Origin of the sequence: Spectribacter acetivorans (assembly GCF_031846305.1) — a bacterium.
Classification (GTDB): domain Bacteria; phylum Pseudomonadota; class Gammaproteobacteria; order Nevskiales; family Salinisphaeraceae; genus Spectribacter; species Spectribacter acetivorans.
This window is the reverse complement of sequence record NZ_JAVRHY010000007.1, coordinates 23,689-44,279: the sequence shown is the minus strand read 5'-3', so window position 1 is coordinate 44,279 and position 20,591 is coordinate 23,689. Positions and strand designations below refer to the sequence as shown.

Genomic DNA, 20,591 nt, shown 5'->3' with positions numbered 1-20,591 from the left:
CCGCGAGATGGCGCAATGGCTCTGGCGCAGCACGGGCATAGCCGGGCTGACGCTGCTTGCCTTCCTGGGGACCGGATGCTCCGGCGAACCGGCGGCGCCGTCCTGTCCGGACTGGGTGCAATGGCAGGATTTTCGCACCGTCTTCCTGAGCGAGGATGGCCGGGTCATCGACCGCGGTAGCCCGGATTCCCGGACCGTCTCCGAAGGGCAGGCCTACGCGCTTTTGTTCGCGCTGGCGGCCAACGATCGGGCGGCTTTCGACCGGATTCTTGCCTGGACCGAAGCCAATCTCGCCGACGGCGATCTCACCGCCCGCCTGCCGGCCTGGCTGTGGGGGCGCAATGACCAGGGAGAGTGGGGCGTGATCGACGCCAATGCCGCCAGCGATGCTGATACCTGGATGGCCTATGCCCTGATCGAGGCCGGCCGATTATGGCAGGCGCCGCGCTACGCCGCGCTCGGGCGGCTGCTTGCCGACCGCGTCCGCCGCGAGGCGGTTGCGGATCTGCCGGATCTGGGACCGACGCTGTTGCCGGCCCCGGCCGGTTTCCAGCCGGGGCCGGACCGTTGGCGGCTCAACCCCAGCTATCTGCCAGTGCCATTGCTGCGCCGCCTGGCCGCGGTAAATCCCGACTGGACGCCGGTGATTGCCAGCGCGCGAGCGGTGATTACCCGCTCGGCGGTCGGTGACTTCGCTCCGGACTGGACCGCCTACGGCGCCGAAACCGGTTTCGGCCCCGATCCCGAACACGGGACTCACGGCGATTACGATGCCATCCGCGTCTACCTCTGGGCCGGCATGATGGATCGCGCGGATCCCCTGCGAAACGATCTGCTCGAGGCCCTGCCCGGCATGGCGCGAGCGGCGGCCGCCAATGGTCAGCCGCCCGAGAAGGTCGCGGACGGGGATGTGGTCCGGGCGGTCGGGCCGCCGGGCTTTTCCGCCGCGGTGCTGCCCTATCTGAGCGCGCTGGGCCGCGACGAACTGGTCGAGCAGCAGCGTCTTCGGCTGGAGGCCCAGCCCATCCCCGATGACTCTTACTATCAGCGTGTGCTCGGCCTGTTCGGCCAGGGTTGGCAGGATCGCTGGCTGCGTTTTGACCGAGACGGTCGTTTGCAGGTCCGCTGGGAGCCGGCATGCGGGGCCTGATGAGCCGGAGTCTCGTGCTGTGGGTTCTGGTGAGCATGCTGACGCTGCCCGCAGCGGCCCGGCAGGCACCGGCGCCGGACGGTCCCGGGCAGCGGACGCTGCTGGAAAGCGCTGAATACTGGCGGGAGAACGCCCGCGCCGATCTCGCCCGTCAGGCGCTGGAAAAGTACCTGCAAACGCGCCCGGGGGATGCCCGGGCGTGGTATCGCCTGGGCATGCTGGGTATCCGCACGGGCGAGCCGGGCCGCTGCACCGCCGTGGTCCGGGACATGCTCGAGCGGCTACCGCAGGACCCGCACACCAGTGCTCTGGCCGGTCAGTGCCGGGTGGCCACCGATGACCGTCTGGCCATGGCAGCGGTCCGCCGGCTGGCCGAGGAAGAACGTTTCGCCGAGGCCGCTGAAGCGTTCCGGGATCTGTTCGACAATGATATCCCCGCGGGTCCCCTGGGACTGGAGTACCTGCAGCTGCGCGAGCGCGCGGGCGACGACTGGTCGGCGTTGCACCAGGATTACCGGCGTCTGGCCGAGTCCTTCCCCGACGACCACGCCATCCAGCTCGCCTTTTCCGGTCATCTGGCCGAGCGACGGGCAACCGCCCGCCAGGCGATCCGCCGGCTGCGTTCGCGGTCGGGTGACGCCGATAATCGGTCGCGCGTCCTGCGGTACTGGCGCACCGCGCTGCGGCAGGTTTCGGATGCGCCGGATATTCGCCGGCTGGTTGCTGAGTATCTGACCGTCGATCCGGACAATGGCGAGTTCCGCCGAATGGCGGCGCGTCTGGCCAGGTCGGACGCACGAGCCCGGGCGGGCATGTTGATGGAGGCAGGATCCTACCGGCAGGCGGAGGACTTGCTGAGGCCGGCGGTGAGCCGCTTCCCCGATGATCCCTGGCTGCGATACGACCTGGCACGGGTGCTGATCGCCACCGATCGGCCGGCTGAGGCGCGCGCGGTGGTCGAGTCCGGGGTCACGCGCCAGCCCGGCGCACCGGAAATGCGTTACATGGCGGCGCTGATCTACAACGCCCTGGCGCAACCGGCGGCAGCGCTGGCCCAGCTTGAGGCCATTCCGCCGGACAGCCGCAGCGACAACGTGCGTGAGTTGCGCGGCCGGCTGGCGTTCACCGTTTGCCTCGAGCAGACGGGCAAGGCACTGCTCAATTGTGCGACCCGCGCCGAGCGCGATCCGGAACGCTGGCAGCGACTGGTGGACACCTGGTTTGCGCAGGATTTGGCGGCAGCCGGGCTGGAGAGAATGGCGCGATGGCGCGATGCCCACGACACCGGACCGACCCTGGATAGGGTCTGGGCCAGAGCACTGGCCCGTGCCGGCCGCCACGACGAGGCGCTGGTGGTGATACGACGGGTACCGGCCCGGGAAGGCGCGGGTGCGCTGTCCGCGACCGAGTTCATGGACTGGCGAGTACGTCTGTCGCTATCGGCGTTCGACAGCGACGGTCAGACCGATCGTCTCGCCAGACTGACGTCGCGGCTGGACGACGCCGGTGACGAGTTTCCCGCCGCGTCCCGCCATCGCTGGCTGGGGGCGCTGCATCTTGCACTGGGCAATCGTGCGCAGGCCCGGAACGAGTACCAGGTCCTTATTGCCTGCTGCCAACCCACGCCGGAGGATCGGCTTGCGCTGGCACCCCTGCTGGCTGAGGCGGGCGACCGTGATGCCGCCGAGGCGCAGCTTCGTGAGGCGTTTCTGGCGGCAGCTACACCCGCGACGCGCGCGACCGTGGCCCAGAGGGCGGTCGATCTGCTCGGCCCGGCTGTGGGCCGGCCACTGCTCGCCGCTGCCCTGGCCGAGAACCCCGACAATGCGTGGCTGCGCCATGATCTGGCACGCACGCTGATCTCGCTGGGTGAGCCGGATGCGGCGGGAAAACTCATGCGGGAAGGCGTCGAACGACAGCCGGATCGCGCCGAGATGCGCTTTGCTGCCGGTCTGATTCTGGAATCCCTCGGTGAACGGGGTGCGGCGCTCAGCCAGGTGGAATCGGTGCCGGAACTCGAGCGCAGCGACGGCATGCGCGCCCTGGCCGCCCGCATGCGCTTCGAGCGTTGCCTGACGGCGGCCGGGGACGAACCGTCCTTGCTGAGCGAATGCGAGACGCATGCCGGGGACGACCCCGGGCGCCGGGCGCGGCTGACGCTGGCCCGAATCCGGGCCGGGCAGGCCGGGTCGGCCCTGGCGGCATTCCAGCAGTGGCGGGGCGGTCAGCCGGAGGACCCCGCGATCGCGCTGGCCGCGCTGCGGGTTTACGCCGCCGCCGGTCGCGACATGGCATTCCGGCTGTTGCTGGATGACTGGGTGGGCCGGTCGGGCCTCGCCCCGGACACGCGTCTGGCTTTCAATCGCGCCGAGGCGGACTGGCGGCTGGCGCGCGGTGGCGACGAGCAGGCCCTGCAGTCGGTGATCGAACGTCTCGAGGCCGCGGCCGAACAGGCTGCGGATCCGGCTCCGCCGCGCCGGCTGCTGGGCGACATCCGGATGGCGCTTTCGCAACCCGGCAGGGCGGCCGAACAGTACGCCCTGATCGTCGACCGGCCGGCGGCGGCGCTGACCGATCGCATTGCTTACGCAGAAGCGTTGTATCAGGCGGACCGGCCAGCGGCGGCGCGTGATCAGCTCGACCGGGCCTGGTCGTCGGCCAGCACCCTCGACGAGCAACTGGCGGTTGCGGCGGCCTGGCGTGCCGCGCCGGCCGATCCCGCGCCCAATCCCTTCCTCGCGACGTTGCGGGATCGGCTGCCGTCCGATCATCGGGTCACCGCAGCGGCGGCTGATCAGGCGCTGGCCGAGGATCGGCCGGCCGATGCACTGGCTCTGTTGGAACAGGCCGAGGCGCAGGCGCCGCCGACTGAGCAACCGGAGCTGGCTTCCCGGGCCCAGGCGGTTCGTGACCGTCGACAGGCGCTGCTGGCGGGCGGATTCGATCTGGCCACGGTGCCGGGTGTTGCCGGCATTTCCGACCGCCGGCTGGCCACCGGCATGCTCGAATGGCGTCATCCGGTCAACTGGGATGATCAGTTGGTGCTGAAGCTGGACGCGACCCGGATGGGGGTGGGTCGTCTGACCGCCGGCGATGCCGTGGACTTCGGCCAGTTTGCCACCCTGCCGGCCGGCGGCCGCGACCCGTTCTTCCCTCAGCCGGACGCCGAGGAAACCGGACTGGGCGTTGGCCTGGGTTACGAGGGCGATCACTGGCGGCTGGATCTGGGCACGACCCCGCTGGGGTTTCCGGAGCCGTTTCTGGTTGGCGGGATTCGCTACACCGGCCAGGTGGGCCGGCATCAGTGGCAGGCGGGCGTGAGCCGACGGGCGGTGACCAGTACGTTCCTGTCGTACGCGGGGGATACCGACCCGGTCAGCGGACAGTTCTGGGGGGCAGCCCGGGCCGATGGCCTGCAACTAGGGTTGGCACGCTATGAGGCGACCTACAGTTACGCCCTGTCACTGTATCCGCACCGGATAACCGGCGAGAACATCCCCGACAACCAGGGTGTAATCGCCCAGGCTCGCGCCAGCCGGGAAGTCTACCGCCGGCCGGGGCTGAGTCTGTCGCTGGGGGCCTATGCCAGCCACTGGGCCTATGATCTCAACCAGCGCTTCTACACCTTCGGGCAGGGCGGCTATTACAGCCCACAGGCCTTCACCACGTTCTCGCTGCCGGTATTTCTGCAAGGAGGTATCAATCGCTGGAGCTACAGCGTGCAGGTTGGCGCCGCTTACACCCGGTCACGCGAGGACGATGCCGACTACTACCCGGACCGCCCGGATCTACAGGCCGCGGCTCGGGCGGCCGGGCAAACCCCGGTTTACGCCGGCGGCTCGGGCAGCGGCACCAGTGTGCAGCTCGATGTGTCAGCGGAATACGCGCTAACCAACCGGATGGCGATCGGCGCGCGCTACGCCATCAACCGGGCGGATTTCTACGAGCCCGATTTCTTTACCATCTATCTGCGCCACAACCTGGGTAGCGGGACCCGGTCGCTCAGGGTGCCGCCGCAACGGATCGGTCCGTATCGGGACTGGTAACCGTCGCGGTTGGTGACAGTGGTACCGCGGGCTGATTCAACAGTTCGGCGGCGCGACCGAGTCCGGTTTCCAGAACGCTCCAGTTGCCATTGACGTCGCGCCGCCAGTAATGGTCGCCGGCGCGCATGATCACCACCCCCTCGTTCACCGAGACCGGCCGGGTGGCCGGTAGGTTCTCGGTGTAGCGCGACAGCGGCGGTGCGTCATCGGCGAAGGGGTCTTCCGCCAGGAAGCGTTCGAGCAGTGTTCCGAGGGCGAAATAGCTGGTGGGAGACGTAACCCGGACGGGTTCCCGCGGTGGTGCATCGCCGCCCAGTAAATAGATGCCCACTGGCGCCAGCGTCGTGGCAGGGGTGGGCAATTCCCGCAGGCCGCGGATTTGCAGTGCGTCACCCCGCATGGCCCCGCCGTGCTCGGGCACCATGATCACCACCGTGCGCCGATCCGCGGTTGCCAGGGCGTCGATGAAGGCATTGAGATCATCCAGCAGGCGTCGCATGCGGTCGGGATAGGTGGCGATGCTCGACGCCCGCGGCTGCTCCACCAGCCGGTTGCCGTCGTGGAGGCTGGTGGTGTCGTAGTACAGCGCCACCGCCTGGTCGGGATTCTGTCGTCGATCCGCCCGCCAGGCATCGAGCAGGGCGTCGTCGGAGTAGAGCGCCTCCCCGTCGTAGGTGCGCATCGTTACCGGCGCATCGCCGAAGGGGCGCTGGGGTGCATCCAGCCCGCCCAGCTTGCGCAGGTTGGGGATGAAGTCGTGAGCGGCGGCCGAATCCCCCCAGTTGGTCATCAGCTGGGGCCGGAAGCCGTTCGCCTCCAGCTGCTCGAACAGCAGGCAGCCGTCATCAGCCGGACTGTAGAGCGCGTCGTGGGGCGGCTGCCCGCAGGTCGCCCGCATCAGCCGTAGCGAGGCGGGACCGCTGTAGGTGGCTGCGGTATTGAACGCCTCGAATCCGATGTCCCGACGTTGCAGCAGCGGATGGTTGGCCATGCCGTAGAGATCCAGATCGTCCCAGGCCATCGAACAGATGTGCAGGAACACCACGTCGAAGGGCTGGGCCTGCCTGGTGGCCGGATTCAGGGTCGCGCGCCGCTGCGACTCCGCCTGATAGAAGGCTTCGAGCTGGGCTTCCGGCGATTGGTTGACGGTGCCGGCGATTTCTCCGGCCGAACTGCCTGCCTGCGCCATTGTCGGCGCGGTCGTCGGCTGCAGCAGCGTGGTGACCATCGGTATGGTCGGTACCAGCAGAATACCCAGCAGCGCGAAGCTGGACATCCGCAGTTTGGCCGATAGCAGCCAGTAACCCAGCGCCAGTACGGCGATCAGCATGATATCCAGCGGGCCGATGAAACGGCCCGCCAGTTCCAGCATGTAGGTCAGATCGAAATCGGCCAGGACGCCCAGCTGACCGAATACCCGTGAGACCGGCGGTAGATGCGCATCGTGGTAGAGCAGGGCGATGCCGGCTGCCACCGCGATTATCTGCTGAACCCAGCGCCGCGCGCCCTGCAGCGGCAGCAGTACGAACAGGGCCAGCGCGAGATTCAGACGCCAGTGGAAGCCGATGCTGCCACTGGCGAACGCCGCCAGCTTGGTCAGGAAATAGAACGCCCACCAGCCCATGTCAGACCGTCCGCGAGACGTACTGGCGGCGCGCCAGACGGACACGCCGACGAATGCCGAAAAGGCGCGCGAACATCAGTCCGTAACCTCTTAAACCAAAATAGAAAATGTCCCGGAGGCTGGATAATGGCCGGTCGACCACGGCGGTATCGTCCCAGCCCTCCCAGGCATCCGGTCGGCTGAAGGTACAGCCCACGAGCATGCGCTGCTGAGCGAGGGACAGGGCCTCGAACGCGACCCGCATATGGTCGTCGCGCAGGACCACCACCCGAGCCGGAAACACCGCGTCGGGTCCGCCCCGGGGAAGGGCGACCGCAACGACGGCGCCGCGCTCGACCTCCAGCGGTTGCTGCAGGGCCAGGTGCATGCCCCCGAGCGAGAAATCCAGCGATTCACAGTCCACGGTCCTGCCGTCGGGGAATTGCAGCTGCACCGGCTCCTGCCAGTCCACCCGATGGGTGCGCCGAAGCTGGCGGTGTTCTCGTGCCACCCCGAGCGCGGCCCCCAGGATGATCAGGTTATAGCTGGTCCAGGCCAGATTGAGCAGGACGGTTGCGGTTTCCTCGGGCGGCCCGATGAACAGCCAAAGGATGCCCAGAGAGAAACCGCCCAGCCCCAGCAGCATCAGCGCGATGAAGGGGACGGAAATACGCCAGTCGAAATAACTCTCACTGACCTGACCGCCCTTGGCGGTGACATTGAACTTGCCCAGGCGCGGATTGATCAGGGCCAGCGTGGTGGGCAGCGTGATGTACCAGGCCAGCAGGGATTCATACACCTCGGCCCAGTAGGAATGGCGGAAACGCCCCTGCATCTGCGAGTTGGCCAGCATCGCCTGGGCCAGATGCGGCAGGGCGAACGCGGCGATCACCACCGCTTCGGCATTGAACACGTGCAAGCCGAAATACAGGTAGGCAAGCGGGGCGGTCAGGAATACCAGCCGCGGGATTCCATGAAGGAAATGCAGCATCGAGTTGCTGTAGCAGAGCCGCTGGAACATCGTCAGCCCGGGGCCGCGGAACGGGTTGTCACCGGAGAATATCTGCGCCATGCCGCGGGCCCAGCGAATTCGCTGCCCGATGTGTCCGGCCAGGCTCTCCGTTGCCAGGCCCGCGGCCTGTACAACATTGACGTAAATACTGTTGTAGCCACGCCGGTGGAGTTTCAGCGCGGTGTGGGCGTCCTCGGTGACCGTTTCCACGGCGATGCCGCCCACCTCCTCCAGTGGGCCGCGCCGCAGGATGGCGCAGGAGCCGCAGAAGAAGGTGGCGTTCCAGAGATCGTTGCCGTCCTGGATCAGGCCGTAGAACAGGCGGCCTTCATTGGGTACGCGCCTGAAAGTGCCGAGATTTCGTTCAAGCGGGTCTGGCGAGAAGAAATGATGCGGCGTCTGCACCAGCGCGCACTTGGAGTCCGCCAGCATCCAGCCCATATTGGTTTGCAGAAAACTGCGCACGGGCATGTGGTCGCAGTCGAAGATGGCCACGAATTCGCCATCGCTGCGGGCCAGGGCCCGATTCAGGTTGCCGGCCTTGGCGTGGTGATTGTCGGACCGGGTCATGTAGGTAATGCCGGTGGCTTCGGCGAACTCGCGGAAGGCCTCGCGGCGCCCGTCGTCCAGCAGGTAGATACGCAGCTTGTCGGCCGGCCAGTCCAGATTCTGGGCTGCGAAAACCGTGGGCCGCACGATGTCGAGCGACTCGTTGTAGGTGGGGATGAACACGTCCACCGTCGGCCACTCGTCCGGATTGTCGGGCAGCGCCAGGGGTTGCCGGCGCAGCGGCCAGGCGGATTGCAGATAACCGAGCAGCAGAATCAGCAGGGCATAGCATTCCGCCCCGAACAGCCCGAGGCCGAGGAATATCTCGACCGGCGATCCCAGGTCCAGCGAATAATTAACCCGCCACCAGAAGTAGCGCAGCGAGGCGATCACCGAAAACGAGATCAGAACGAGTGTCGCTGCCCGCCCGGCGCGGTTGCGCAACAGCAGGGCGATGGCGAACAGGCCGCCGCCGAACCACATCTGCTGTTGCCAGTTCATCGGGGTGCTGGCAACAACAATTGCCAGGACCAGCGCGATACCGATCATCAGCCAGCGCAGCCAGGCGTGACGCAAGGTGATGTCCGCCAGAAGGCCGTCCAGGCCGCTGGCATCCCGTTTTGTTTGTCGCTCGCGCAGACCCGGTAATCGACCGAGGATACTGGTCACACCTTGCCCGACGCGACGGCCGGCCCGGGCGACGCTGCTGCTGGCGGCCTGTTCCGGGGACCGCAGGAACAGGCGCCAGACAATGCGGCCGGGCGATGCCGCGGGTTCGATATCCAGACGACGGAGTAGCGAGTCGCCGCCGCGTCGCGCCAGCGCGTCCAGTCGCCATGGCCAGGGACGCCGCTGATCCGGGGGCAGCAGAAACAGCCAGGCCAACAGGCCCGGTTGCCGGGGCAACACGCTGGCCTGTCTTTCAGGCATGCGGCGGGTTGGCGGTCAATCGTCCGACTCGGGATGCCGGGCGATTCCGCCGGATCGACACGCACGACAAGGAGAACCGAAGCTGGGAGCGAGACATGACGGCGGTTGGGCAAAACGGCTGAACTCGGGAGGATAACGCATCGGCCGGCGACCGCCCGGCTGATAGACTCGAGCCGTTACCAGACGGACCCGCGATGGATCAGAAACTGCTCGAAGCCCTGGACAACGGCGCGGTGCTGGTGACCGGCAACCGGCGCCTGGCCCGGGCGCTGCAGGATGATCACGCCCGCCACCAGCAGGCAGCGGGCCAGGGTGCCTGGGCCACGCCGACCATCCTGCCCTGGAGTGCCTGGCTGATCTCGCTGTGGCAGGGCAGCCACGCCGAGCGGTCTCCGCGGATCCTGCTGGATGCCACCCAGACGCGGCTGGTCTGGGAACGGGTGATCCGGGAATCCGGCATCGGTGAGGGCCTGCTCGGCATCGGCAGCACGGCGGCCCAGGTGGCCGACGCCTGGCAGCTGGCCCGCGACTGGGAGATCGAGTTTCCGGCGCCCGACGAGCCGGTCGGCGACGATGCGCGGGCCTTCGGCCGCTGGGCGCGGCGTTTCGAACAGCAGTGCGGTCGGCATGGCTGGCTGGACGAGGCCCGGCTGCCGACTGCGCTGGCGGAACGCATCCAGCGCGACCAGCTGGTGCTGCCGATCACCGTGATTCTGGCCGGTTTCGACGAACTCACTCCGCAGCAGCAGCGCCTGCTCAACGCCATGACCCGCGCCGGTGTGACGGTCAGCCGGCATGAACCGGCCGGGCGAAACCAGTCCGTCGAGAGGCTGGCGTTTGCCGACGAAGCGGGAGAACTGGCGCACGCCGCCGCCTGGGCGCGGGACTGTCTGCAGGCGCATCCGGCGGCCCGCATCGGCGTGGTGGTCGGAGATCTGGCGTCCCAGCGACGCCGGGTCATGCGGGTATTCGCCGATATCCTCCATCCCGGCCGGGTACTGCCGGGCCAGCCGCGCCGCGAACGCGCCTTCAACGTCTCGCTGGGGCCGCCGCTGGCGGGGTATCCGCTGGTGCGCGGGGCGTTCAATATCCTGCGGCTGATGGCCGGCGTGATCGACTGCAACGAACTCGGCACGCTGCTGCGCTCACCCTATCTGGAAGGCGGCCTGGCCGAGGCGGACGCCCGGGCCCGGCTCGACGCGCGCCTGCGCCGGCGCGGGGAACGGGAAATCTGGCTGTCGGACCTGCTGGGCATGGCGCGGGCCCAGACCGACGCCACCGATCAGGCGGTGGCCCCGCACTTCGTGAATCTGCTGCAACGATTGTTCGTGCATCATCGGGAATCGGCGGGAAGTCAGCACCCCGGCGCCTGGGCGGCCCGGTTCTCGCAATGCCTGACCGCCGCCGGCTGGCCGGGGGAACGGCCGCGGACCAGCGAGGAATTCCAGATCACCGAGGCCTGGGGCGGGCTGCTGGACCGCTTTGCATCGCTGGACCCGGTGGCGGAACCGATCGCGGTGAAACCAGCCCTGGCCCGGCTGCAGCGGATGGCGGCGGAACTGCCGTTCCAGCCGCGTCAGCCGGACCGGCCAATCCAGGTGCTGGGCCCACTGGAAGCCGCCGGTCAGACGTTCGATTATCTCTGGGTCGTGGGGGTCGATGACGAGCGCTGGCCGGCCCCCGCGCGGCCCAATCCTTGGTTGCCGCTGCACCGCCAGCGCCAGGCGGACATGCCCCACGCCACCCCGGCGCGGGAACTGGATTATGCCCGCCGGCAACTGGCCCGCCTGCAGGATTCGGCCACGCATCTGGTGGCCAGTCATCCGGCGCGGCGCGAGGATCGCGCCATCGGGCCCAGCCCGCTAATCCGGCACTGGCCCGTTCGTGAACCGCCGGCGCATGACTCGGGTCTGCTGGACTTTCGGGATCTCGTGCATGCCTGCCAGGCAACCGAATCATTCCGCGATGACCGGCTGCCGGAATTTCCGGCCGGACCGGCCGACGGCGGCACCGGGATGCTGGCCTCGCAGTCCGCCTGCCCATTCCAGGCGGTGGCGCGCTATCGTCTCGGCGCCCGGGCCCTGGAGGAGCCGCGCACCGGGCCGGACGCCCGCGACCGCGGGCAGCTGGTTCACCAGGCACTGGAACGGTTATGGCGTCAGCTGGGGGATCAGCGCACGCTGCTGTCGCGCGACAGCGTGGCACTGGAAGGGCTGATCGCTGATGTCGTGGCTGATGCGGTGGAACGGCTGGCCCGGCGCCGGCCGCGCACCTACACCGATCGGCTCAAGGCGGTGGAGGCCGATACCCTGCAGCGTCTGCTGCGAACCTGGCTGGCGCAGGAACAGCAACGGCCGCCGTTCACGGTGGCGGCGCGCGAACAGCCCCGCACCATCGAACTGGCCGGCCTGTCGATCAGCTTGCGTCTGGACCGGGTCGACCGGCTGGCCGATGGCAGCCATCTGGTCATCGATTACAAGACCGGGCGCATCGCCGGCAATGCGTTCCTGGATGGCGACCGTCCCGATCAGCCGCAGTTGCCGGTCTATGCCCTGGTGGCGGATACCCCGGTCACCGGCGTTCTCGCCGCACGCGTCCGGGCGGACGATCCGGGCTTTTGCGGGATGGTCTGCGGTGATGAAGGGCCGGCGGGTGCCCAGCGCCGATCGGCCGAGGACTGGGCGGAGCAGCTCCACGACTGGCAGGTCGTGCTGACCCGCCTGGCCACGGCATTCCGCGAGGGCGACGCGGCGGTGGACCCGAAAAACGGTAGCGCCACCTGCCGTACCTGTGATCTCGCCACGCTTTGCCGGATTCACGAAGCGGGCACCGGTGAAGATGACATGGAATCGGCCGAGGCGGGCGCATGACGGCCGATGCCGCGGAACGCGCCCGCGCCATTGATCCAACCCGCAGCCTGATCGTTCAGGCCCCAGCCGGGTCGGGCAAGACGGCGCTGCTGATTCAGCGGTTTCTCGCGCTGCTGACCACGGTCGAGGAGCCCGAGGAGGTGGTGGCGCTGACCTTCACCCGCAAGGCCGCTGGAGAAATGCGCCAGCGCCTGATCGGGGCCATGGAGTCGGCCGACGGTCCGGAACCCGCCGCCGAGCACGATCGCCGGACGCAGGCCCTGGCCCGTGCCGCCGCCCGGCACAGTGATGAACGCGGCTGGGATCTGGCCGCGTATCCCGGGCGGTTGCGGATTCAAACCCTGGACGCCCTGTGCGCGGGCATCACCCGCCAGATGCCGATGTTGTCCGCCTTTGGCGCGCAGCCGGGCATTACCGACGCCCCGATAGAGCTTTATCACGAGGCGGCCCGCCGGTTGCTGGGCGAGCTTGAACGCGGCCACGAATGGCGGCACGCGGTGGCCCGGCTGTTGACCCATCTGGGCAACGATCTGGACCGGGTGGAAGGCCTGTTGGCGGCGATGCTCGGTCGCCGCGATCAGTGGCTGCGGCTGGTGGCCGACGAGACCGACCTGCGCCTGACCCGGCCGCAGCTGGAGGCGGGGCTGCGGCGGCAACTCTGCCTGGGACTCGACCGCGTGGTCGATCGGGTACCCGGCGCCTGCGTGGCCGAACTGGCGATACTGGCCCGCTATGCCGCGACCAACCTGGATGCGGGCGGGCAGGGCGACCACCCGGTGGCGGCCTTGCGCGGCCTGCGTGGATTGCCCGAAGCCGATCCGGAGGGCCTGCTGCTGTGGCAGGGACTGTGCGGCCTGCTGATGACCAAGGATGGCGTCTGGCGAAAACGTGTGGATCGCAACACTGGCTTCGTCGCGCCCAAGGACGCGGCGGACCCGGGTCTGGCCAAGGACATGAAGGCCCGGATGACGGCCCTGATCGAGGAACTCACCGCGGTTCCCGGCCTGGGCGACGCCCTGGCCGCGGTGCCCGCCCTGCCGCCGGCGGGTTATACCGACGCGCAGTGGTCGCTGATCGAGGCATTGCTGACGCTGCTGAAGCTGGCGGCCGGGCATCTGCAACTGGTATTCGGCGAACGCGGTGAGGTCGATTTCATCGAAATGACCCTGCGCGCCCAGCGGGCGCTGGGTAGTCCCGAGGCACCCACTGATCTGGCGCTGGCGCTGGATCATCGCATCCGGCACCTGCTGGTGGACGAATTCCAGGACACTTCGCTGACCCAGTTCCGCCTGCTGGAACAATTGGTCGCCGGCTGGGAGCCGGATGACGGGCGCACCCTGTTCCTGGTGGGCGACCCGATGCAGTCGATCTACCGTTTCCGGCAGGCGGAAGTCGGGTTGTTCCTGCAGGCCGCCGCGCAGGGGCTGGGGGGGGTGTCCCTGGGTTTCTGCCGCCTGACCGCCAATTTCCGATCGCAGGCGGGGGTGATCGACTGGGTCAACCGGGTGTTTCCCGACCTGATGCCGGGTCCGGACGAGGAGAATGCCGCGGCCGGGGCGGTAGCCTATGCCCCGGCCGAGCCGCAGCAGCCGGCGCTACTGGACGACGCAGTACAGCTGCATGTATTCGATGCGCGGGATCCGGATGCCGAGGCCGGGCGTATGACCGAGATCATCCGCGCCGCCCGGCTGGCGGATTCGGCCTTGCGCATTGCGGTGCTGGTGCGTGGGCGCACGCATGTGGCGCGACTGATGCCGCGCCTGGCGGCGGCGGGCCTGCGCGCCCAGGCGGTGGAGCTCGATGCGCTGGCCGACCGGCCGGTGGTCCGGGATCTGCAGGCGCTTACGCGGGCGCTGTTGCATCCGGCGGATCGGCTCAGCTGGTTGTCCGTCCTGCGGGCGCCGTGGTGCGGGCTGTCCCTGACCGATCTGCTCACGCTGACGCCGGGCGATGACGACGCCAGCGTGCCCGCCCGCCTGCTGGATGCCGATGCCCGCGCGACCCTGCCGCCGGCCAGCCAAATGCGCGCGGATCGGGTCGCCGCGGTGCTGACCGATGCGCTGGCCGAGCGGGGCCGGCGCGGCCTGCGGCGCTGGGTGGAAGGTACCTGGCTGGCGCTGGGCGGACCGGCCGCCGCCGCCGATCATGCGGCGCTGGACGCGGCCGGGGCCTATTTCGATCTGCTCGACGACCTCGACGAAGGTGGCGACATTGCCGATTTCGCCCGGCTGGCCGACCGCGTGGATCGCCTGTTCGCACCGCCGGACCCGGCAGCCGATCCCAACCTGCAGGTGATGACGCTGCACAAGGCCAAGGGCCTGGAGTTCGATCTGGTGCTGGTGCCGGGTCTGGGTCGCCGCACCGGTCAGGATGATCCGGCATTGCTGGCCTGGACCGAACTGCCAGGGGATCCGCTGGACGGTGAGGGGCGTAGCGAGCTGCTGCTGGCCCCGATCGCCGGGGTGGATCAGCGCCGGGACCCGATCGCCGATTTTCTGCGGGGCCTGGACAAGGAAAAGGCCCGTCTGGAGGAAACCCGGCTGCTTTACGTGGCGGCCACCCGCGCCCGCCAGCGGCTGCATCTGCTGGGCCATGTCAACGGCGAGGCCGGCAAGCCCGCCAGCGGCAGCCTGCTCGCCCGGCTGTGGCCGGCCCTGGCGGATCGGGTTGCCGCGATTGTGGAACCCGGCGCCGTGGCAACGGACCGGGAACGAGCGGTGCCACCGCCGCGCCGGCTGGTGGCGGACTGGCAGGTGCCGGACCCGCCGGCCGGACTGACCGTGGGGGCGGTGCCGGTGCCGGATCGGGCCGCCGCCGGCGGGGTGGTCGCCTTCGACTGGGCCGGCCAGGAGGCCCGTCATGTGGGCACCATCGTCCATCGCTGGCTGCAGCGGATCGCACAGACCGGGCTCGGCAACTGGGATCGCTCGCGCCTGGATTCGGAGCGCCCGGCCATGGCGGCGGCGCTGGCGGAAACCGGCATCGCCCGCGACCGGGTCGGCAAGCTCGCCGAGCGGGTGCATGCCGCGCTGGCGGCCACGCTGACCGACGAGTGCGGCCGCTGGGTACTGAGCGATCATGATCAGGCCCGTTGCGAGTACGCGTTGTCGGGGTTTGTCGACGAGCGCCTCGTGCACGCGGTGATCGATCGCTGTTTTGTCGCCGACGGCGTGCGCTGGATCGTCGACTACAAGACCGGCGCTCACGAGGGCGGCGACACCGAAGCCTTTCTCGACCGTGAACAGCAGCGTTACCGGCGGCAGCTCGAGGACTATGCCCGGCTGTTTGCCGCGGTCGAGGACCGGCCGATCCGGCTGGGACTTTACTACCCCATGCTGGGTGGCTGGCGGGCGTTCAGCCCGAATCCGGACGCCGGGCCAGCGGCACCAGAAACAGCCGCCCCAGACTGAAGATCAGCGCGCCGACACCGGCGATCATGAACGACTGGCCGCGTGCCCGGGGTTCGTTCACGGAGTTGAGCACCTCTTCCCGCAGGGCGGCACGGCGGGTTTCCTCCCACTGATCGCTGGCCGCGAAATCCTCGATCTGATTCTGCATGCGGGCCAGGTCCGCCTGGTAGGCGAATTCCACGGCCAGATCAACGCCGCCCTGATCCAGCGGTTCGTGACTGATCCAGAGATAGCCGCCGTAGCCGATCAGGCCGAAGCCGACGGCGGCGACCAGCCATAAAGCGATGGATTGACGGCCGATCATGCTGGTGTGTCTCCCGGTTGGTGCGACCCCATTCTACGCAAAGCCCACTGGTGGCGGTCGCTGGCAACGCATGGTATTTTCGATTGTCAGGATAGGTATCAGAAGCGGCACGGAAACGACGTCATGCGTCTGGACTGGTTGCAAAGTCTGATTCAGCGGGGCTGCCTGCGTATTCATCTGCAGCAGTCGGGCCAAACCATCCGCCTGGGCGAAGGTCAGCCCGAGGCCAACATCACCATGCGTAATCGCGGGGTTCTGACCCGGGTTTTACGCAACCCCGACTTCGCCCTCGGCGACGCCTATGTCGACGGCGACTGGTGGCCGGAAGGGCAGGGTCTGCTGCCGCTTTTCCAGCTTTACTTCCTCAACGCGCCGGGTGGATCCGTCGGCAGCGAAGGGCCGGGCACGCGCCTGTTGCGGCGTCTGCATCGACTAATGATCGAACGCAATGGGCGACGCCGGGCACGGCGCAATGTGCAGGCACACTACGACCTGGATGCCGACCTGTTTCGGCGGTTTCTCGACCCCGAACTGCACTACTCCTGCGCCTACTTCCCGCGCCCGGGCATGACGCTGGAAGCGGCCCAGCAGGCCAAGTGCGAGCATATTGCCCGCAAGCTGTGTCTCCGGCCGGGTGACCGGGTGCTGGATATCGGTAGCGGCTGGGGTGGCCTGGCCTGCCACCTGGCCGAAACCCGTCACGTTCACGTCGATGGCCTGACGCTGTCCGATGATCAGTATCGGGAGTCATGCCGGCGGGTGGCGGAGCGCGACCTGACACAGCGGGTGCAGTTCTTCCTGCGCGACTATCGTGAGCATCGTGGTTGCTACGACGCCATTGTCAGCGTGGGCATGTTCGAGCATGTCGGCCGGCCGCAGTATCCGGTGTTCTTCGATGCGGTCGCCGGCATGCTCGCCGACAGCGGCCGGGTGCTGCTGCACACCATCGGGCGCTCCGGACCGCCGGTGGACAGTGACAGCTGGATTTCCCGGCATGTCTTTCCGGGCGGTTACATTCCGGCGCTGTCCGAAGTCGCCGGGCCGCTGGAGCGAAGCGGGTTGGTGCTGTCCGATCTCGAGGTCTGGCGGCGTCACTACGCGCTGACGCTGCGGGCCTGGCACCAGCGGTTCCAGGCGGTTCGCGACGAATTCCGCGAGCGGCTGGGCGAACCGTTCTGCCGCACCTGGGAATTCTATCTGCAGGCCTGCGAGGCGCTGTTTACCTGGGGCGAACTGGTGGTGTTCCAGTGCCAGATGGCGGATGCCAACGACAGCGTGCCTCTGGCCCGCGACTACCTCTACCAGTCCGATCTGCCGGAGTCGCGGTTCTCGGTCAGCGCCTAGCAACACCGCCCGTTGACGTAGGCCTGCGTCAACTCGTGACGGGGCTGCTCGAACATCTGCGCCGTGGCACCCATCTCGATCAGTCGGCCGGCCCCGTCCTGCAGCCAGAACAGGGCGGTGTCGTCGGCGATGCGCCGGGCCTGGGCCAGGTTGTGGGTGACTACCACTACTGTGTAGCGGCCGCTCAGTTCCTGAATCAGGGCCTCGATGCGTTCGCTGGCAATGGGGTCGAGTGCGCTGCAGGGTTCATCCATCAGTAGCACCGCTGGCGCCAGGGCAATGGCTCGCGCGATGCACAGGCGCTGCTGCTGGCCGCCGGACAGACTCAGCGCGGGGGCGTCCAGTCGATCGGCCACCTCCGACCACAGCCCCGCCTGCTCCAGCGCCCAGACCGCCCGGTCGCGGCGATCTGCGGTTTTGCGCAGGCCCAGTTCCTTCAGCGGCAGATCCAGATTCCGGGCGATGGATAGCGGGAATGGGTTCGGCTTCTGGAAGATCATGCCGACCTGGCGGCGCAGGGCCACCAGATCCACCGCATCGCCGCTGATGGATTCGCCGTCGAGACGGATTTCGCCATCCACCCGACAGCCGGGAATCAGGTCGGTAAGGCGGTTCAGGCAGGTCAGGAAGGAACTCTTGCCACAGCCCGAGGGCCCGATGACGGCGGTGATTCGCCCCCGGCGCAGCTGCATGTCGACACCGGTCAGCGCCGTCTGCGTGCCGTAGCGAACGCCCAGTTGTCGGGTTTCGATGATGGCGGCGGCCGGGTTGCCGGTGGCGTCCCGCGTCGACCATTCCCGGGCGGTGTCGATGGCGGCGGTGCGGTTCATTGCACGGCCAGGGCGCGTTGCTGCATGCGACGGCCCGCCAGACCCGCGGCCAGGTTGATGACCAACAGCAGGCCGATCAGCACCAGGGCGGTGCCGAAGGCCTGATCCAGGCCGCCGGAAACGTTCATGGACAGATCATAGATGTGAATCGACAGCGCGCGGCCGGAGTCGCCGAGTGAATCCGGCAGGCGGGTGACGTAGCCGCTGGTGAACAGCAGGGCCGCGGTTTCCGCCAGCGCCCGCCCGATGCCCAGCACCAGTCCGACCACCATGCCCGGCATCGCTGCCGGCAGCAGTATGACCCGCAGCAGGGTGTGGCGCCGCAGGCCGGCGGCGGCACCGGCCGCGCGATAACTGTCCGGCACCGCCGCCAACCCCTGTTCGGTGGCGCGGATGAACAACGGCAGCACCATGCAGGCCAAGGTCAGGCCGCCGGCGGCAATCGAGTAGCCCATGCCCAGAAAGACGCAAAAAAAGGCGTTGCCGAACAGGCCGAAGACGATCGAGGGCACGCCGGCCAGCACGTCCAGACTGCGACGGACCGTGGCGCCAGCGTGGTCCTCCCGGCGGGTGTACTCCGCCAGCCAGATCGCCGCGGCCAGCCCCAGCGGAATCACCGCCGCCAGGCACACGCCCAGAATCAGCAGGCTGGAAACGATGACCGGACCGATGCCGCCGTCGCGGCCGGCATCGAGCACCGGGCCGCTGAGAAACGACCACGACAGCTCGCCCAGCCCCTGGCGAAGCAGGTCGCTCAGCAGCCAGACGAAGACCGCTGCGACCATCGTCGCGCTGATCCAGGCACCGCAGGCCAGCCAGCGGTCGCGCCCCGCGGCGCCGGCGGTCCGGCCGATTCGGATAGCCGCCTCAGCCATGAGCCCGTTGCAGACGCGCCGACGCGCCCACCAGTAATGTCACCAGTAGCAACAGCAACAGCCCGGTGACGTACAGCGCCCCGCGGTGGTCGCCCAGCGCATAGGCCATTTCCAGGGCGATGTTCGCCGTCAGCGTTCGGACCGGCTCGGTCAGCTGTGCCGGAATCTGGACCACGTTGCCGCAGACCATCAGCACGGCCATGGTTTCGCCGGCTGCCCGGCCAACCGCCAGCAGCAGGCCGGTGCCGATGCCCGGCCGGGCTGCGGGCAGAAGTACCCCGGTAATGATGGCGCCCCGGGTCAGGCCCAGCGCGGCGGCGGCCCGCAGGTGATCGGCGGGCACCGCACCCAGCGCCGCATCGGCGAACAGGGCAACCGTGGGCAGGATCATTACCGCGAGAATCAGCATGCCCGCCAGCAGACTCGCCCCCGGTGGTTGCCAGGCCCCGATCAGGGGCACCAGGACCACCAGGCCCCAGAAGCCGTAGATCACCGAAGGAACCCCGGCCAGAAGCTCGATCAGACGGCGGTAGAGCGAGCCGAGAACCGGCGGGGCGTAGAAACGGCAGAACAGAGCGGAAAGCAGGCCCAGCGGGGCGGCGATGACAATGGCACCGACCGTGGTCAGCAGGGTGCCGATCAGCATCGGCAGCAGATTGAAGCGGCCCGCACCGGCGTCCGCGGTCGGATGCCAGCCGGCGTCGCTGGCGAATCGCCAGACACCGATCTCCCGCAGGCTGAGGGCGGATTCCTTGAGCATGAACACGAAGATCAGGGCCATCAGCAGCCCCGCCAGCGCGGCGCCGGCACGCAGGCCCATGGCCAGTATCCGGTCCGCGTTCATGGGCGTTCGGCCGGCACGAAATGCAGCTGCCGGACCAGGTCATGGACCGCCGGTGACTGGGCGTAGTCGATGAACCGCCGGGCGAGACCGGTGGGCTCGCCGGGGGTAATCAGGTTGAGTGGCCGGGACAACGGATAGCGCCCGTCGCGAAGCGAGTCGCTGTCGGCGCTGATGCCGTTCATCGGCAGCAACCGGATCGGCTGGCCGCGCGCGGCCTCCTGCTCCCCGGCACCGATCGACACATAGCCGATGGCCCCGGGATTGCCGGCCACCGACTGGATGCCCTGCATGTTGTGGCCCACGACGACATCCGGGACCACGTCCGGCGCGTCCAGATCGAAATGGGCCAGGAACAGGGTGAGGGTGGCGCGGCCATCGGCCTTGTTGACCACGGTGATGGGACCGGCGGGCAGACCCAGCGTCCCCCAGTCATCGGTACGACCGGTGTAGATCGCGCGTACCTGCGCCGCCTCCAGTGTGGTGACGGGGTTGGATCGATGCACGATCAGGGCGATGCCGTCACGGGCGATCGCATGTTCGGTCAACCCGGCCTCGCCGGGACCCAGCGCGCGGGAGGCGGCGCCGATATCGATCAGGCCCCGGCGCACGTCGGCGATGCCGCGAGACGACCCCCCGGCCTGTACGTCGATCTCGGTGCCCGGGTGCTCGGCCTCGAAACGGGCGGCGATTTCGGCTACCAGCGGCGCCACGGTCGAGGAACCGGCAATCAGCAGCTTGCCTGCCGTTGGCTCGCCCTGGCCGCAGCCGGACAGTACCAGGAGGGCCGCCATAAACAGCGGACCACGCAAGTATTGCTGGTATCG

12 protein-coding genes are annotated in these 20,591 nt (G+C 68.5%); 5 read left to right on the top strand and 7 right to left on the bottom strand.

Annotation, left to right across the window (positions count from 1 at the left end; all coding sequences use genetic code 11):
- The first annotated feature begins 7 nt into the window (after positions 1-7).
- Both bcsZ and RM531_RS09370 read left to right on the top strand, forming a co-directional pair.
- Positions 8-1,150 (top strand): cellulose synthase complex periplasmic endoglucanase BcsZ, encoded by a 1,143-nt coding sequence (gene bcsZ / locus RM531_RS09375; protein ID WP_311658861.1) that lies wholly within the window; start codon positions 8-10, stop codon positions 1,148-1,150.
- Positions 1,150-5,196, top strand: a complete 4,047-nt coding sequence (locus RM531_RS09370; protein WP_311658860.1) for a cellulose synthase subunit BcsC-related outer membrane protein — start codon at positions 1,150-1,152, stop codon at positions 5,194-5,196. The genes bcsZ and RM531_RS09370 overlap by 1 nt, the downstream gene beginning before the upstream one ends.
- Here RM531_RS09370 and bcsG read toward each other — a convergent pair.
- Positions 5,153-6,820, bottom strand: a complete 1,668-nt coding sequence (bcsG, locus tag RM531_RS09365; RefSeq protein WP_311658858.1) for a cellulose biosynthesis protein BcsG — start codon at positions 6,818-6,820, stop codon at positions 5,153-5,155. The two genes, RM531_RS09370 and bcsG, sit on opposite strands and share 44 nt — an antisense overlap.
- Position 6,821: 1 nt before the next feature.
- The gene (bcsA, locus tag RM531_RS09360) at positions 6,822-9,290 is read right to left on the bottom strand and encodes a UDP-forming cellulose synthase catalytic subunit (RefSeq protein WP_311658857.1); all 2,469 of its coding nucleotides are present in this window, start codon (positions 9,288-9,290) and stop codon (positions 6,822-6,824) included.
- Between the two features lie 194 nt (positions 9,291-9,484).
- Here bcsA and RM531_RS09355 point away from each other — a divergent pair, with 194 nt between their 5' ends.
- Together RM531_RS09355 and RM531_RS09350 are read left to right on the top strand one after the other, a co-directional pair.
- Complete coding sequence (locus tag RM531_RS09355; protein WP_311658856.1) at positions 9,485-12,160, top strand: PD-(D/E)XK nuclease family protein; 2,676 nt, start codon at positions 9,485-9,487, stop codon at positions 12,158-12,160.
- Positions 12,157-15,570, top strand: coding sequence for a UvrD-helicase domain-containing protein (locus tag RM531_RS09350; RefSeq protein ID WP_311658854.1), 3,414 nt, complete (start codon positions 12,157-12,159; stop codon positions 15,568-15,570). The genes RM531_RS09355 and RM531_RS09350 overlap by 4 nt, the downstream gene beginning before the upstream one ends.
- Here RM531_RS09350 and RM531_RS09345 read toward each other — a convergent pair.
- On the bottom strand, positions 15,515-15,874 hold the full coding sequence (locus tag RM531_RS09345; RefSeq protein ID WP_311658853.1) for a hypothetical protein: 360 nt from the start codon (positions 15,872-15,874) through the stop codon (positions 15,515-15,517). The two genes, RM531_RS09350 and RM531_RS09345, sit on opposite strands and share 56 nt — an antisense overlap.
- A 123-nt stretch (positions 15,875-15,997) precedes the next feature.
- On the opposite strand from RM531_RS09345, the gene RM531_RS09340 reads away from it, so the two are divergent.
- Positions 15,998-17,218, top strand: coding sequence for a cyclopropane-fatty-acyl-phospholipid synthase family protein (locus tag RM531_RS09340; RefSeq protein ID WP_311658851.1), 1,221 nt, complete (start codon positions 15,998-16,000; stop codon positions 17,216-17,218).
- On the opposite strand, the gene RM531_RS09335 is transcribed toward RM531_RS09340, so the two are convergent.
- The 4 genes from RM531_RS09335 to RM531_RS09320 are packed head-to-tail and all read right to left on the bottom strand — an operon-like array spanning position 17,215 to position 20,558.
- Positions 17,215-18,048, bottom strand: coding sequence for a phosphate ABC transporter ATP-binding protein (locus tag RM531_RS09335; protein WP_311658849.1), 834 nt, complete (start codon positions 18,046-18,048; stop codon positions 17,215-17,217). The genes RM531_RS09340 and RM531_RS09335 overlap by 4 nt on opposite strands.
- Positions 18,045-18,923 (bottom strand): phosphate ABC transporter permease PstA, encoded by an 879-nt coding sequence (pstA, locus tag RM531_RS09330; RefSeq protein WP_311658848.1) that lies wholly within the window; start codon positions 18,921-18,923, stop codon positions 18,045-18,047. The genes RM531_RS09335 and pstA overlap by 4 nt, the downstream gene beginning before the upstream one ends.
- Positions 18,916-19,767: a phosphate ABC transporter permease subunit PstC gene (gene pstC, locus RM531_RS09325; RefSeq protein WP_311658847.1), complete on the bottom strand. Its 852-nt coding sequence runs from the start codon at positions 19,765-19,767 to the stop codon at positions 18,916-18,918. The genes pstA and pstC overlap by 8 nt, the downstream gene beginning before the upstream one ends.
- Positions 19,764-20,558 (bottom strand): phosphate ABC transporter substrate-binding protein, encoded by a 795-nt coding sequence (locus tag RM531_RS09320; RefSeq protein WP_311658845.1) that lies wholly within the window; start codon positions 20,556-20,558, stop codon positions 19,764-19,766. Before RM531_RS09320 ends, pstC begins: the two co-directional genes overlap by 4 nt.
- Positions 20,559-20,591 lie beyond the last annotated feature (33 nt).

Bases quoted from the DNA above. Each gene is read 5' to 3' on its own strand.
- RM531_RS09370 (WP_311658860.1), top strand. From the start codon at position 1,150: ATGAGCCGGAGTCTCGTGCTGTGGGTTCTGGTGAGCATGCTGACGCTG.
- RM531_RS09350 (WP_311658854.1), top strand. From the start codon at position 12,157: ATGACGGCCGATGCCGCGGAACGCGCCCGCGCCATTGATCCAACCCGC.
- pstC (WP_311658847.1), bottom strand. From the start codon at position 19,767: ATGAACGCGGACCGGATACTGGCCATGGGCCTGCGTGCCGGCGCCGCG.
- bcsA (WP_311658857.1), bottom strand. From the start codon at position 9,290: ATGCCTGAAAGACAGGCCAGCGTGTTGCCCCGGCAACCGGGCCTGTTG.
- RM531_RS09335 (WP_311658849.1), bottom strand. From the start codon at position 18,048: ATGAACCGCACCGCCGCCATCGACACCGCCCGGGAATGGTCGACGCGG.
- pstA (WP_311658848.1), bottom strand. From the start codon at position 18,923: ATGGCTGAGGCGGCTATCCGAATCGGCCGGACCGCCGGCGCCGCGGGG.
- RM531_RS09355 (WP_311658856.1), top strand. From the start codon at position 9,485: ATGGATCAGAAACTGCTCGAAGCCCTGGACAACGGCGCGGTGCTGGTG.
- RM531_RS09340 (WP_311658851.1), top strand. From the start codon at position 15,998: ATGCGTCTGGACTGGTTGCAAAGTCTGATTCAGCGGGGCTGCCTGCGT.
- RM531_RS09345 (WP_311658853.1), bottom strand. From the start codon at position 15,874: ATGATCGGCCGTCAATCCATCGCTTTATGGCTGGTCGCCGCCGTCGGC.
- RM531_RS09320 (WP_311658845.1), bottom strand. From the start codon at position 20,558: ATGGCGGCCCTCCTGGTACTGTCCGGCTGCGGCCAGGGCGAGCCAACG.
- bcsZ (WP_311658861.1), top strand. From the start codon at position 8: ATGGCGCAATGGCTCTGGCGCAGCACGGGCATAGCCGGGCTGACGCTG.
- bcsG (WP_311658858.1), bottom strand. From the start codon at position 6,820: ATGGGCTGGTGGGCGTTCTATTTCCTGACCAAGCTGGCGGCGTTCGCC.